Below are 13,127 nucleotides of genomic sequence, written 5' to 3'. Positions count from 1 at the left end.
TTTGGTTCGTATGGTAGAGCAGTTGGAGGGGTTATGTTGAGTGTTACCGGTCTGAATCATTTTTATTATGTCCGTGATTTTACCGATATGCGTTGTAAACACAGCCGTGTGCTGTCTGTCATTCGTGAACGGCTTCACCGTGAGCCCAATGATGGAGACGTCTTTATAGTCATGTCTCGCAATCGCAGAATAGTCCGTATGTTTTCATTTGATAATCGTTCATATAGTCTGTTCGAAAAGAAGTTTGTAGCAGGCTATCAGTTCATGAAAGTAGAGCGGAACGGGGCAGATACTGTTTATCGGATTGCCTGGAAGGACGTGGTTTTGATTCTTGAGAATCCTATAGTTAAAACATTAAAAATCAGATAATCAATCTATTTATCCACTTGCGGTTTTGTGATTATTTTATTACCTTTAATGCTGTAAATCAAAGGTTTAAGTATGATCGATCTGCAAGATATAATTACAACAAAACGAGAGTTGTTGAGTAGGGAAACCTACTCACGCAACCCTATAAATTATAGTGCAGGTATGGCAGAGGATCAGAAAGAGCGATACATACAATACCTTGCCGAACAGAATCAGGATCTTCGGTTGACAAGTGATGCCATGAAGCTTGTTTTGGAGGATTTTATGGCTCAGATGAAGGATCTGAAGGCTCAGGTGTCCTCTATGGAATCGAAACATGCTGACCTTGAGAATCGGTTATCGGAAGAGCATAAACTTCGCAAATCGGCTGAGCGTAAGATAAAATCACTTCAAGAAAAACTTGATTATGCCCATCAGGAACGTTTTGGTGATAGACGTCAAAAGATACAATCTAAAGCTAAAACAAGTGATTCAGACCGCCGGAAGGAGAAAGATGATTATGATGGAACCGATGATACGCTTCGTACGGATTCGGTTGATCATGCTCCATCTCAAGAGGTAAAAGAGTCTTCCAGGAAAGAGCGTGATTTATCCAATCGCCCTGACGGTTATAAAAGGATGGGAGTAGTTGGAGAGGCGACAGAGCATCCTTCCGATTTGACAAAGGTTCCCGGTCGCCTTATTGAAAGAAGAATGGTACGGGTATTCAGTTTTCGTACTTTCCTTACGGAAGAATGTTTTGAGATGGTTCATTATGCAGAGCCTGGTAAAAAGCCGAAGTGGGGCTATTTCCCTTCTGAAGGCCATCCGGAGGTAGTAACCAGTTTTGAAGGCACTAGGGCCACTCCTGAATTTCTGCAGGCTATTGCCTATGAAGTTTATGTAAAGAATGTGACTTTTGGTCTTCTTCACCAATGGCTGACAGATATGGGCATGACCATTTCTAAAAACACGTTGCGCAACTGGCTTAAGAAAGGTAAGACATACCTGGACGAACTGGTTTGTGTATTGAAGTCTATAGCTTTGGAAAAAGATTCGATTGTGAACTGCGATGAGACCTGGTGTAAAGTGCGCAAATACGATCACTATAAGAAGTGCTACATTTGGGTTCTGGTCAACAAGGCTCAGAAAACAGCCATTTTCTTCTATGAGAATGGCTCGCGCGGTCGTGATGTACTTACAGACTTTTTGGGCGATGCAGAGTTGAAGAGTATTATGTCCGACGGATACAATGCTTATGTATTTATCGGCAATGAGCTGAAATCAGCCCGGTTTAAAGATACTGTACACCAGGTTTGTATGTCACATGCCAAGAACAAGTTTGTCAAGGCTTCCAATCAGGGTGGTGAACCGAATGCAGAACGCTTTTCCGAAATTTTAAAGGAGTTCTTTATGAGGGAGCGTAAATACGATGATGCCGGATTAACTCCCAAGGAAAGGTTCCGAGAAAGGCAAAGCCTGGCAACGAAGGAACTTCTGATAGAGTTACGCAGCTTGTTGGACAGTGAACTGACAAAGGATTCAGAATTTAGAAGCCGGTATTATAAAGAAGCTCTCAATTATCTGAACCGGTTCTGGAAAGAGCTCTTTGCTTACTTGGATGATGGTGAATTACCGATAGACAACAACCTGGCTGAGCGAACCATTCGAAAGCTGACCACTCAACGCAACAATTCACTTCATTATGGTAGTGATGCCGGTGCAGAGATGGCAGCAACTTATCACAGTGTGATAGGAACGGTAAAGCTTCATGGCAGTTCTATCTGGAACTTCATCGGAACTTTTTTCAAAAATATCTTTAACGGGTGCAGGGATTATGTTAACATGGTTCCTGACAAAATCACTTTGGCTGCCAGCCAATGTTAAATTCAAGACTAATTAATTAACAAAACTCGGTTTAGGGCACTGAAAAGTGCCCTTTCAAAGGGAGATGCCCTAAATTGAGTGCTTACGTCCATAATGTGATCCTCTGTGATAGAGAGTCATAGTTGTGTGTTGCCACTCTTACTTGAATAACCGTTCTTTGGTGGTGAATAATAACCAATAAACGTTTATCAATTATGGCAGTAGTAGCTTATTTAAGAGTAAGTACAGAAAAACAGTTTTTAGAGAATCAGCGCGAGGAAATTATACGCTTCGCGGAAAAGAATGGGTTGAGCATCGACAGATGGTACATGGAGACGGTCAGCGGAAAAGTGAGTAGCAAAGAGCGTAAACTGGCGGGCTTGTTGGACCGGATGAAACCGGGAGACTCCTTGATTATAACGGAAATTTCGCGGCTTAGCCGGACACTGCTGGAGATAATGACCATTCTTAACTCCTGCATCAAAAGGGGAGTGGTGCTGTACAGTACCAAAGAGGGGTATGTGTTCCAGAATGACATCAACAGCAAAGTGCTGGGTTTTGCTTTTGGACTGATGGCCGAGATAGAGCGTAATCTGATTTCCATGCGCACCAAAGAAGCACTGGAACGACGGAGGCAGGAGGGAAAACATCTGGGCAGGAAGAAAGGGGACACACCCAAAATGAAGATACTCTATGCGAACAAGAGGAAACTTGTGAGGGAGCACCAAAGAGGAGAGTCGTGTGCTGAACTTGCCCGGCAGATGGGAGTGTCACGGACCACGATGTTCCGTTTTCTGAGACGTTATTGAGCAATTCGGCTAAACGAAGGTGTCAAAGGTGGGATTCCTTTTGACACGCTTCGTGTGGGCTACTTATTCGGCTGATACTTCTTTCTTTTCCTTCCACTCTTTCCCGCGCTTGTGCAGGTTTTTCAGCTCAAATGACAGCATGATACGGAAGAAGCCTATAATCAGGAATGCAAACGAAATCATGTACACGGCGTAAAGGGCGCCTACTGCCGGTTGCCACAAGATGATGAGCGAGCAGATGACGGCAAGAATACCGAAAGCAACATACCATCCCCAGTCTCTTGTCCCGTATCTTTTGAGGTCCATGGCATAGCCTACGGATGAGAAGCCGCGGAACATCAGCCAGAAGGCGATGATGAATGGAATGACTTCCATGCTGAGCATCGGGTAGGCTATCAGGTAGAATCCCAGAATCATGTCGATGATGCCTCCAGCCAGATACCATCCCCAACTGGATACCCTTCTACGGTTACTTACTGCAAAGGATATTTCCAGCAGACCGCTGAACAACATGGAGACGCTGAACAGAATGCTCAATACCGCATACCCGCTGAGAGGGGAGAACATCAGGCTTATAGCCACTATTACATAAAGAATACCAAGAATGAGTGAAATCCACCAATTCTTTACTTCCTGCTGAAGTTCGTCAAAAATAGTTTTCATGTGAATTTAATTTTTTAAGTGATTATCATTAATTCGTCCGTAGAATAACAGTTTATCTGGAAAAAAGTTTCGGGTGAACTTTTTCTGTATGTAATTTGTTATGTATACATATAATTTGATAAAACTATGGCTACAACAAAATTTAAAGGACAACCGGTAAAGGTTATCGGTGAATTTATAAAGGTGGGCTCTGTTGCCCCCGATTTCGAATTGGTAAAAACAGATTTGTCTTCATTCTCTTTGAAGGAACTGAACGGGAAGAATGTTATTTTGAATATTTTCCCCAGCCTTGACACTGGTGTGTGCGCTACTTCTGTACGTAAGTTCAACAAACTGGCTGCCGGCCTGCCCGATACGGTAGTGTTGGCAATCTCCAAGGATTTGCCTTTTGCACATGCACGTTTCTGTACAACGGAGGGTATTGAGAATGTGATTCCTTTGTCTGATTTCCGTTTTTCCGATTTTGATGAAAACTACGGGGTACGCATGGCCGACGGACCGCTTGCAGGTCTACTGGCGCGTTCGGTAGTGGTTATCGGCAAAGATGGTAAGATTGCCTATACGGAATTGGTACCTGAAATTACGCAAGAACCTGACTATGATAAAGCTATTGCAGCTGTAAAGTAGAAAGTTTGGATTTGGGATAAGCAATAAAAAGCGGTGGACAGAATTTATCATGCTGTCCACCGCTTTTTTATTATCATACCGTTTTCTTTTTTATTTCTTCTTCATGCCTTTATAGATGAAGAATGCCACGATGAGTACGCCGATGCCGATAAATACATAACCTATCTCATGGCTGTATTCCGTTACTTTGGCAAGCAGCTGTTCCTCGTTCTCAATGCCGGGTACTGTGGACAAGTAATAGCCGATAAAAGCCAGGATGGAATTCCAAAGGCCTGCACCCAAGGTGGTGTACAGCAAGAAAGTTCCCAGCTTCATGCGTGCCAGACCGGCAGGGATGGATATCAACTGGCGAACAGCAGGTATCAGGCGGCCGACAAAGGTTGATACGGCTCCATGCTTATCGAAGTATTCCTCCGCATGCTGCACTTTGGCTTCGTCGATGAGGCACATGTGCCCGAAACGGCTGTTGGCAAACTTGTAAATGATGGGGCGTCCCAGCCATTTTGCCAGATAGTAGTTTATCAATGCTCCGATATTTGCCCCTATGGTTGCAAACAATACCACCAGATATATATTCATGTTGTCATTGTTGGCGGCTTTCCAAGCGGCAGGAGGGACTACAACTTCCGAGGGGAAGGGAATAAACGAACTTTCAATGGCCATCAATAAAGTGATGGTCCAGTAATTGAGGTGGTCGAGACACCATTGGATAAAGGCTACTGATTCCATTTGCTAGATTAGTGGTATATAATTACTGTTATTGTAATGCATTGAAAATATTCTTCATCACTAGGGCCAGCTCTTCCTGATTATCTTCTTGTAGTATCTGTTGCAATTTGTCCAGCTCTTCCAGCCTGAACGGATGTTCGCACAGCTGGTTGTACTTCATGAAGTTCTCTTTGTCTTTGAGCAGCATATACAGAGAGGTCAGCCTTTCGTTGATACCTTCAAAGTCCGGTTCCATCTCTTTGACATGTTCAAAGGCCAGCTTGGCATAGCTTAGTTGTCCTATCTCCATGCTACACATGCCTATTTCGTGCCAGGTATCTGCATAGGGGGCATACTCTAAGGCTTTGGCCCATTTTTTCACACCTTTCTCATACTCACCTTCTTCCATGTAGATGCGCCCCTCAATCAGATACGGGTCTATCTCTTCGGGTGCCAAGTCGTATGCTTTTTTACAATATTGGTGGGCTTTGCGCTTTTTTCCCATCTTGTGCAGGCATAGGGCCGCATTGGCATAAAGGGAGGGCAAGGCGAAGTCATGGCTGTCTTCGGCCGTTATGGCTTTTTCCAGATAGTCGTATCCTTCTTTCCACTCTCCTTTGGAGGTTTTGTTCAGGCCGATGAAGGTGTTGATGAAACCGTGGGAGACGAGATGGAACTTTTCGGCTTGCAGGTAGTTCTCCATGGCACTTTCCTCATTTCCCAATTGGAAGAAGGAATGTCCTTTCATCAGGTAGGCATCGGCAAACTCGTCATCGGCCACCGTGGCATAGTCGCATGCTTCGATTGCTTTGTCGAACATCTGCTGGTCAAAGTAGCAACGGGCCAGTCCAAACCAGTAAGGAGCCGAATACGGATTCTTGTCAATCAGCTTATTGAAGAAGAAGGTGGCTTTTTCAAACAGTCCCTGGGCATAGTAACAATCGCCGGTGACGGCAAGGTAGGCTTCTTCTTCGGCATATTTTTCGAGTCCGCGCGTCAGCCATGTCAATGCTTTTTCCGGGAATCCCATGTCGATGTACATATAGGATACATCAACGATATTGGCCAGGTCGTCCTTATCGTCTATGCTGTCGAGTATCGCTTCCGCTTCTTCTTCTTTGCCTTCGCCCAACAGTAGGTTGGCTTTCAGCACTTTCACTTCGGAAGATTCTTCGGCAATCCGTTCCAATATATCTTTGGCTTGCTCTTTATGCTGGGTGTCGAGGAACAAGTATGCCTGTTCCACCAGCAGAGCCGTATTATCCGGATGTATTCCCAAGCCATACTCTACGACCTCGGTAGCCATGGCATATTTATGATGCACGGCATACCAGTCTGCGAGGTCGGCTAAGTCGTCTGCGTCCAGATAGATGGTTCTGTTCTCTGCTTTGGCTGCTTCATATTGTTCTGCCATTTCTTGCAGTTCTTTGTCTCTTCCGGACAGCAGGTTTTTTTTACTCATATTCTTATTTATTGATTTTACCCCAAACGTCTTTCAGACCTACAGTACGGTTGAATACCATTTTTTCTGGCGTAGAATCTTTGTCAACATTAAAATAACCGATACGTTGGAACTGCAGGTAGGAGAGGGGCTGCATGCCGGCAGCGTACTTCTCGATGTAGCAGCAGGGCAGCACATTCAGGGAGTCGGGGTTGATCATTTCTTTCATGGCTGTCAGTGCGTCGCAGTTCTTCGCTTCGCGGATGGCGGCAAGCTCATCGCGCGGGTTCTCCACTTTCCACAGACGGTCGTAGAGACGTACTTCTGCTTCGAGGCAGTGGGCACAACTTACCCAATGGATGGTGCCTTTCACCTTACGGTTGGCTCCGGGCAGACCGCTCTTGGTATCAGGGTCATATTCGCAATATACTTCGGTGATTTCACCGGCGTCGTTCTTCTTGCAGCCGGTACACTTCACGATGTACGCGTTCTTCAGACGTACCTCTTGTCCCGGTGTCATGCGGAAGTATTTCTTTGGGGCATCTTCCATGAAATCGTCGCGCTCCATCCAGAGTTCGCGGCTGAATTCGATGACGTGGTTGCCTTCTTCGGGATGCTCGGGGTTGTTGACGGCTTCCATCTCTTCCACTTGCCCTTCGGGATAGTTGGTGATGATAAGCTTCACCGGATTCAGTACGGCAGATACGCGGGTGGCGCGGTCGTTCAAGTCCTCGCGCACGGCGCTTTCCAGCAGGGCGAATTCATTGAGCGCATCGTAGGTTGTATATCCTATTTTGTCGATGAACTTATGAATGGACTCCGGAGAGTATCCCCTACGGCGGAAACCGCAGATAGTCGGCATACGGGGGTCGTCCCAACCGTTTACCAAGCCTTCCTTGACTAGAGTCAGCAGGTTGCGCTTGCTCATCAGCGTATAGCTGAGGTTCAGTTTGTTGAACTCATACTGATGGGGGCGGTTATCGTCGAGGTCTTTGCCTTCCTTCACCCAGTCCACGAAGAGATCGTAGAGTGGACGGTGGGGCACAAACTCCAGTGTGCAGAGCGAGTGTGTCACGCCTTCAAAGAAGTCGCTTTGCCCGTGGGCGAAATCGTACATCGGATAAGCCTTCCAAGTGGTGCCCGTGCGATGGTGTGGATGCTTCACTACGCGGTAGATGATAGGGTCGCGGAAGTGCATGTTGGGGCTTGCCATGTCTATCTTGGCACGGAGCACCATGGCACCTTCCTCAATCTCGCCGCTGTTCATCTTCTGGAACAAATCCAGTGTTTCTTCGATAGGACGGTTGCGGTAGGGACTTTCCACACCGGGCTGGGTGGGAGTTCCTTTCTGGGCGGCAATCTGCTCGGAAGTCTGTTCGTCGATGTATGCCTTGCCCTCTTTGATGAGGCGGATAGCGAAGTCCCACAATTGCTGGAAATAGTCGGAAGCGTAATATTCGTTACCCCATTTGTAGCCCAGCCACTGGATGTCTTCCTTGATGGCTTCTACATATTCCACATCTTCTTTGGTGGGATTGGTGTCATCGAAACGCAGGTTGCAGACACCGCCGTGTGCGGCGGCAATACCGAAATCAAGGCAGATGGCCTTGGCGTGTCCGATGTGGAGGTAACCGTTTGGTTCGGGCGGGAAGCGCGTCTGTACTTTTCCCCCGTTTTTACCCTCTTTCAAATCGTTTTCTACTATTTGCTCAATGAAGTTCAAGCTCTTTTTTTCGCTTGTTTCTTCGCTCTTTATTTCTGCCATAATGTTACTATTTTCGTATCGTGGGGACAAAGATAGGGTAAAAAAATGAAGAATGAAGAATGAAGAATGAAGATTTATTCTTTATGTACCGGGATATATCCGCTCTCTTTGATGATTTTCTGTCCTGCGGCAGACAAGATGAAATCGAGCAGAGGGGCTACGACCGAGGCGTTTTTTCGGTTATAATAATAGTATAGCGGGCGTACTATCGGATAAGTCTTATTGATGGCATTCTCCAGCGTGGGAGCGGCATAATGCTGCCCGTCGTATGAAACGGCGAGTGTCTTGATACGCGGTGATACATAGGCTAGACCCACATATCCGATGGCTCCGCGAGTTTGGCTGACGGATTGGATAATGGCTCCCGTGGCAGGCATGGAGAGACTGCTGCTCATGTAGTTCTTGTTTTTCAGTACGCTTTCCTTGAAGAACTCGTAGGTACCGGAGGAAGTCTCGCGGGAGTAGACTACGATTTTGCGGTCGTCTCCGCCCACTTGCTGCCAGTTGGTGACTTTGCCCCGGAAGATATCTTCCAGTTGTTGGCGGGTCAGTTGTTTCACTGGGTTGGAGGGGTGGACCACTACGGCAAGGGCATCGTAGGCGATGGGAACTTCTGCCAAGTCTTCTCCGGCGGCTTTGGCCTTCATCTTTTCGCTGAACTTGATGGCGCGGGAAGCCATGGCGATGTCCGTGGTCTGGTCCAGCAGGGCTGAAATACCGACACCGGTTCCGCCGCCGGTCACGGTGACACGGGCAGAGGGGTTTAGGGTCATAAAGCGTTCGGCGGTCTGCTGCGCTATGGGGAGCACGGTGTCGCTGCCTTTGATGCGTTGCGCCTGCATGCCGGTGGTGGCTGTCAGTGCGAGGAGTAGAAGTAATTCTCTTGTCTTCATAAAACACATGATGCAAATTGGGTAAACAGATAATGCAATTGGGGCAAACACATGATGTAAACCGATGGTATGCATCATGTAATCTGGCTCAACGCATGATGCAAATTAAGGCAATGGATATTACAAGTGTGTTACATGGGGTGTACTTTAAGTCGTTGTAATGGTTTTGTAACACGTTTGAAACATTTCTTTCAAACGTTAGTCACACTACCTTAACATCCGGTCCGTTCCTTTGCATACAGAAATCAATAGGCAACATGAAAAAGATTTTTGAGAAGATTGTAGAAGGTATACTGGCTTGTAGCGGCTTTGTGACGAGCCTTACCATCGTACTTATCGTCGTGTTCCTCTTTTCCGAAGCGCTAGGCTTGTTCAGCAGCAAGGTGATAGAAGAAGGGTATGTATTGGCTTTGAATAAGGAGAATCGGGTGGGCGAACTGACTCCGGCACAGATAAAGGATGTCTTTGATGAAGAGCTGACAAACTGGAACGAAGTGGGAGGGGAGGACCTTCCTATCCGCCTTTTCCGTTTGGAGGACATCACACAGTATTATACGGAAGAGCAGTTGGGCGCTTCCTATGAAAATGCAGGTGCTTGCATTACGGAGCTGGTGGAGCGTACGCCTGGCATTATAGCCTTTGTACCGCAGCAGTTCATCGTTCGTCCAGACTCAGTGCATTTGCTGAAAGACAACACCATTTCGGTGAAAGACGTCTTTGCCGGTGCCGAATGGTTTCCCACGGCAACACCTGCTGCACAGTTCGGCTTTTTGCCGCTCATTACGGGGACGTTGTGGGTCAGTCTGTTTGCCATCCTTTTTGCACTGCCGTTTGGTCTGTCGGTGGCAATCTATATGTCGGAGGTAGCCAATTCCCGGGTAAGGAATCTGCTGAAACCTATCATTGAGTTGCTGAGTGGCATACCGTCGGTGGTTTACGGCTTTTTCGGTTTGATTGTCATTGTGCCTTTTTTGCAGCAGGTCTTCGACTTGCCGGTCGGCGAGAGCGGGCTGGCGGGCAGTATTGTGCTTGCCATTATGGCACTGCCCACCATCATTACGGTGACGGAAGATGCGATGAGAAACTGCCCTCGTGCCATGCGTGAAGCCAGTCTGGCACTGGGAGCGTCGCAATGGCAGACTATATATAAGGTAGTGATTCCTTACTCCATTTCGGGCATCACCTCCGGAGTGGTGTTGGGCATCGGCCGTGCGGTGGGCGAGACGATGGCTGTGCTGATGGTGACGGGCAACGCCGCCGTCATTCCCCATACCATCCTGGAACCGCTGCGCACCATTCCGGCAACGATTGCCGCGGAGCTGGGCGAGGCACCTGCCGGCGGACCTCACTACGAAGCATTGTTCCTACTGGGTGTCGTGCTGTTCTTCATCAGTTTATTGATAAATTTCACGGTGGAAGCAGTTTCGCCAAGACGAAAATAAAAGAAGGTAGATATGGTCAATAGAAAGCATCTTTCGCAAAACATGGCATTCGGCTTGTTCCGTCTGTTGAGCCTGAGTGTGGTGGGGATTCTTTTTGCAATCCTCGGCTTCATTATATATAAAGGTATAGGAGTTATCGATTGGGAGTTCCTCACTACGGCTCCTACCAACGGTATGACTGCCGGTGGAATCCTTCCTGCCATTGTAGGTACGTTCTGCTTGATGGCGGGCAGTGCTTTATTTGCCTTTCCGGTGGGAGTGATGAGCGGTATTTATATGAATGAGTATGTGCCGAAAGGCTGGGTGGTACGCTTCATACGGATGATGACGAATAATCTGAGCGGCATCCCTTCTATCGTGTTCGGTCTGTTTGGCATGGCGCTGTTTGTCAACTATATGGATTTTGGAGACAGCATCCTGGCAGGTTCGTTGACGCTGGGTCTGCTAAGTCTGCCTTTGGTTATCCGCACCACGGAAGAAGCGCTGAAAGCCATCCCCGACAGCATGCGTGAGGGAAGCCGCGCGTTGGGAGCTACCAAGCTTCAGACCATCTGGCATGTCATCCTGCCGATGGGGATGCCCAATATCATTACTGGACTGATTCTGGCGCTGGGGCGTGTTTCGGGCGAGACGGCACCCATCCTTTTCACCTGTGCCGCCTACTTCCTGCCACAGCTGCCTACAAGTATCTTCGACCAGTGCATGGCGCTTCCTTATCACCTCTATGTCATCTCTACCAGCGGTACGGATATGGAAGCGCAGCTTCCCATCGCTTATGGCACAGCATTGGTGCTGATACTGATTATCCTCCTGGTGAATCTGTTGGCAAACGCCCTACGGAAATACTTTGAGAAGAAGATTAAGACGAATTGAAAACATATACAATAGGTATGAAGAACAAGATAGAAACCCGTGACGTGAACTTCTGGTATGGCGATTTCCATGCCCTGAAAGGCATCAGCATGGAGATTGAGGAGAAGTCTGTGATAGCCTTCATCGGTCCCTCGGGCTGTGGAAAGTCTACCTTCCTGCGCCTGCTGAACCGCATGAACGATTTGATTCCCGACACCCGTCTGACCGGCGAGATACGCATTGACGGACAAAATATCTATGGAAGAGGAGTGCAAGTGGACGAACTCCGCAAGAACGTGGGCATGGTGTTCCAGCGTCCCAATCCTTTCCCCAAAAGCATCTTCGAGAACGTTGCCTACGGACTCCGCGTGAATGGCATCACCGATAACGCCTTCATCCGTCAACGGGTGGAAGAAACCCTGAAAGGCGCCGCCCTTTGGGATGAGGTGAAGGACAAGCTGAAAGTCTCTGCCTACGCCCTCTCCGGCGGTCAGCAGCAACGTCTCTGCATAGCCCGTGCCATGGCGGTGTCTCCTTCGGTCCTGCTGATGGACGAGCCGGCATCCGCCCTCGACCCCATCTCCACCGCCAAAGTGGAAGAGCTTATCCACGAGTTGAAGAAGCAGTACACTATCGTCATCGTCACCCACAACATGCAGCAGGCTGCGCGTGTCAGTGATAATACGGCTTTCTTCTATATGGGTGAGATGGTGGAGTTTGGAGATACCCGGAAGATATTTACGAATCCCGACAAGGTGGAGACGCAGAACTACATCACGGGACGTTTCGGGTAGCGGATTGTTCCATGCAGGTCAAAATAAGTTGTACAAAAGTAATCTTAAAATAGAAACATTATGGTGAAGTTTATCGAATCTGAACTCGTCTTGCTGAAAAAGGAAATAGACGAAATGTGGACCCTGGTATATAATCAGCTCGACCGTGCAGGTGATGCCGTGCTTACGCTGGACCGGGAACTGGCCCAGCAGGTATTGGTGCGCGAACGTCGCGTCAATGCTTTCGAACTGAAAATAGACAGCGACGTGGAGGACATCATTGCCCTTTACAACCCCGTTGCCATCGACCTGCGCTTTGTGCTTGCCATGCTCAAAATCAATACGAACCTGGAACGTCTGGGCGACTTTGCAGAGGGCATTGCCCGCTTTGCCCTCAACTGCCATGAACCTGCTTTGGATACTGAGCTGGTCAAGCAACTCCGTCTCGAAGAGATGATAGCCCAGGTACTCTCCATGCTCGAACAGGCAAAACAGGCGCTTCAGGAGGAGAGCCAGGAACTGGCTACCGCCGTGTTTGCCAAGGACAATATGCTGGATGAAATCAATGCTGAGGCCACTGCCATTCTTGCCGACTACATCAGCCGGCATCCGGAGAGTGCACTCTCTTGTCTGAACCTGGTGAGCGTGTTCCGCAAGTTGGAGCGTTCCGGCGACCACATCACGAATATTGTCGAAGAAATAGTGTTCTTTATCGACGCAAAAGTGTTAAAACATAGCGGGCGGACAGACGAACACTACTTAAATGATAAGAAATAAACAAAATTTTAGGATAATTTCAGTGTTTCATGGAAAATAGCCTTATATTTGTCCATTGAAAACGATTGCAGGTGTAGAAAAATGCTTTGAAATGATAATAAACTTAAATGATTTTTCAAAAAGATGTTATAAGACATGTTTTTTAATTTGGTTAGTATCACGA

At 47.6% G+C, this 13,127-nt stretch carries 13 protein-coding genes; 8 read left to right on the top strand and 5 right to left on the bottom strand.

Annotated features, from left to right (window positions below; translation table 11 throughout):
- The 3 genes from tnpB to ACESTD_RS10120 all read left to right on the top strand — a co-directional run.
- The coding region (gene tnpB / locus ACESTD_RS10130; RefSeq protein ID WP_373170069.1) for an IS66 family insertion sequence element accessory protein TnpB at positions 1-369 on the top strand (369 nt) is incomplete at its 5' end.
- Between the two features lie 72 nt (positions 370-441).
- Entirely contained in the window at positions 442-2,235 is a 1,794-nt protein-coding gene (locus ACESTD_RS10125; protein ID WP_373170067.1) for an IS66 family transposase, read from the top strand.
- Positions 2,236-2,429: 194 nt separating this feature from the next.
- Positions 2,430-3,023 (top strand): master DNA invertase Mpi family serine-type recombinase, encoded by a 594-nt coding sequence (locus tag ACESTD_RS10120; protein ID WP_005832309.1) that lies wholly within the window; start codon positions 2,430-2,432, stop codon positions 3,021-3,023.
- A gap of 63 nt (positions 3,024-3,086) precedes the next feature.
- On the opposite strand, the gene ACESTD_RS10115 is transcribed toward ACESTD_RS10120, so the two are convergent.
- Complete coding sequence (locus tag ACESTD_RS10115) at positions 3,087-3,686, bottom strand: HdeD family acid-resistance protein (RefSeq protein WP_005831320.1); 600 nt, start codon at positions 3,684-3,686, stop codon at positions 3,087-3,089.
- Positions 3,687-3,812: 126 nt separating this feature from the next.
- On the opposite strand from ACESTD_RS10115, the gene tpx reads away from it, so the two are divergent.
- Positions 3,813-4,313, top strand: coding sequence for a thiol peroxidase (gene tpx, locus ACESTD_RS10110; RefSeq protein ID WP_005831317.1), 501 nt, complete (start codon positions 3,813-3,815; stop codon positions 4,311-4,313).
- 90 nt (positions 4,314-4,403) lie between these two features.
- Here tpx and ACESTD_RS10105 read toward each other — a convergent pair whose 3' ends face one another.
- The 4 genes from ACESTD_RS10105 to ACESTD_RS10090 all read right to left on the bottom strand — a co-directional run bounded on the left by ACESTD_RS10105 (position 4,404) and on the right by ACESTD_RS10090 (position 9,120).
- The gene (locus ACESTD_RS10105) at positions 4,404-5,042 is read right to left on the bottom strand and encodes a DedA family protein (RefSeq protein ID WP_005831315.1); all 639 of its coding nucleotides are present in this window, start codon (positions 5,040-5,042) and stop codon (positions 4,404-4,406) included.
- A gap of 28 nt (positions 5,043-5,070) precedes the next feature.
- Positions 5,071-6,483, bottom strand: coding sequence for a tetratricopeptide repeat protein (locus ACESTD_RS10100; RefSeq protein ID WP_005832306.1), 1,413 nt, complete (start codon positions 6,481-6,483; stop codon positions 5,071-5,073).
- 4 nt (positions 6,484-6,487) lie between these two features.
- A complete protein-coding gene (locus tag ACESTD_RS10095) occupies positions 6,488-8,227 on the bottom strand; it encodes a glutamine--tRNA ligase/YqeY domain fusion protein (protein ID WP_005832304.1) in 1,740 nt (579 codons plus the stop codon).
- Between the two features lie 74 nt (positions 8,228-8,301).
- Positions 8,302-9,120 carry a PstS family phosphate ABC transporter substrate-binding protein gene (locus tag ACESTD_RS10090; RefSeq protein ID WP_005832302.1) on the bottom strand — a complete coding sequence of 273 codons (819 nt, stop codon included), beginning with the start codon at positions 9,118-9,120 and terminating at the stop codon, positions 8,302-8,304.
- 257 nt (positions 9,121-9,377) lie between these two features.
- Here ACESTD_RS10090 and pstC point away from each other — a divergent pair, with 257 nt between their 5' ends.
- The 4 genes from pstC to phoU are packed head-to-tail and all read left to right on the top strand — an operon-like array spanning position 9,378 to position 12,964.
- Complete coding sequence (gene pstC / locus ACESTD_RS10085) at positions 9,378-10,562, top strand: phosphate ABC transporter permease subunit PstC (protein WP_005832300.1); 1,185 nt, start codon at positions 9,378-9,380, stop codon at positions 10,560-10,562.
- A gap of 12 nt (positions 10,563-10,574) precedes the next feature.
- The gene (pstA, locus tag ACESTD_RS10080; RefSeq protein WP_005832298.1) at positions 10,575-11,435 is read left to right on the top strand and encodes a phosphate ABC transporter permease PstA; all 861 of its coding nucleotides are present in this window, start codon (positions 10,575-10,577) and stop codon (positions 11,433-11,435) included.
- A gap of 17 nt (positions 11,436-11,452) precedes the next feature.
- Positions 11,453-12,208, top strand: a complete 756-nt coding sequence (gene pstB, locus ACESTD_RS10075; protein ID WP_005832296.1) for a phosphate ABC transporter ATP-binding protein PstB — start codon at positions 11,453-11,455, stop codon at positions 12,206-12,208.
- A 60-nt stretch (positions 12,209-12,268) separates the two neighbouring features.
- The gene (gene phoU, locus ACESTD_RS10070) at positions 12,269-12,964 is read left to right on the top strand and encodes a phosphate signaling complex protein PhoU (RefSeq protein WP_373158839.1); all 696 of its coding nucleotides are present in this window, start codon (positions 12,269-12,271) and stop codon (positions 12,962-12,964) included.
- Positions 12,965-13,127: the final 163 nt, after the last annotated feature.

The organism is Bacteroides sp. AR20 (genome assembly GCF_964250605.1).
Taxonomy (GTDB): domain Bacteria; phylum Bacteroidota; class Bacteroidia; order Bacteroidales; family Bacteroidaceae; genus Bacteroides; species Bacteroides uniformis.
The sequence above is the reverse complement of the archived record's forward strand: the minus strand, read 5'-3'. Positions and strand labels throughout refer to the sequence as shown.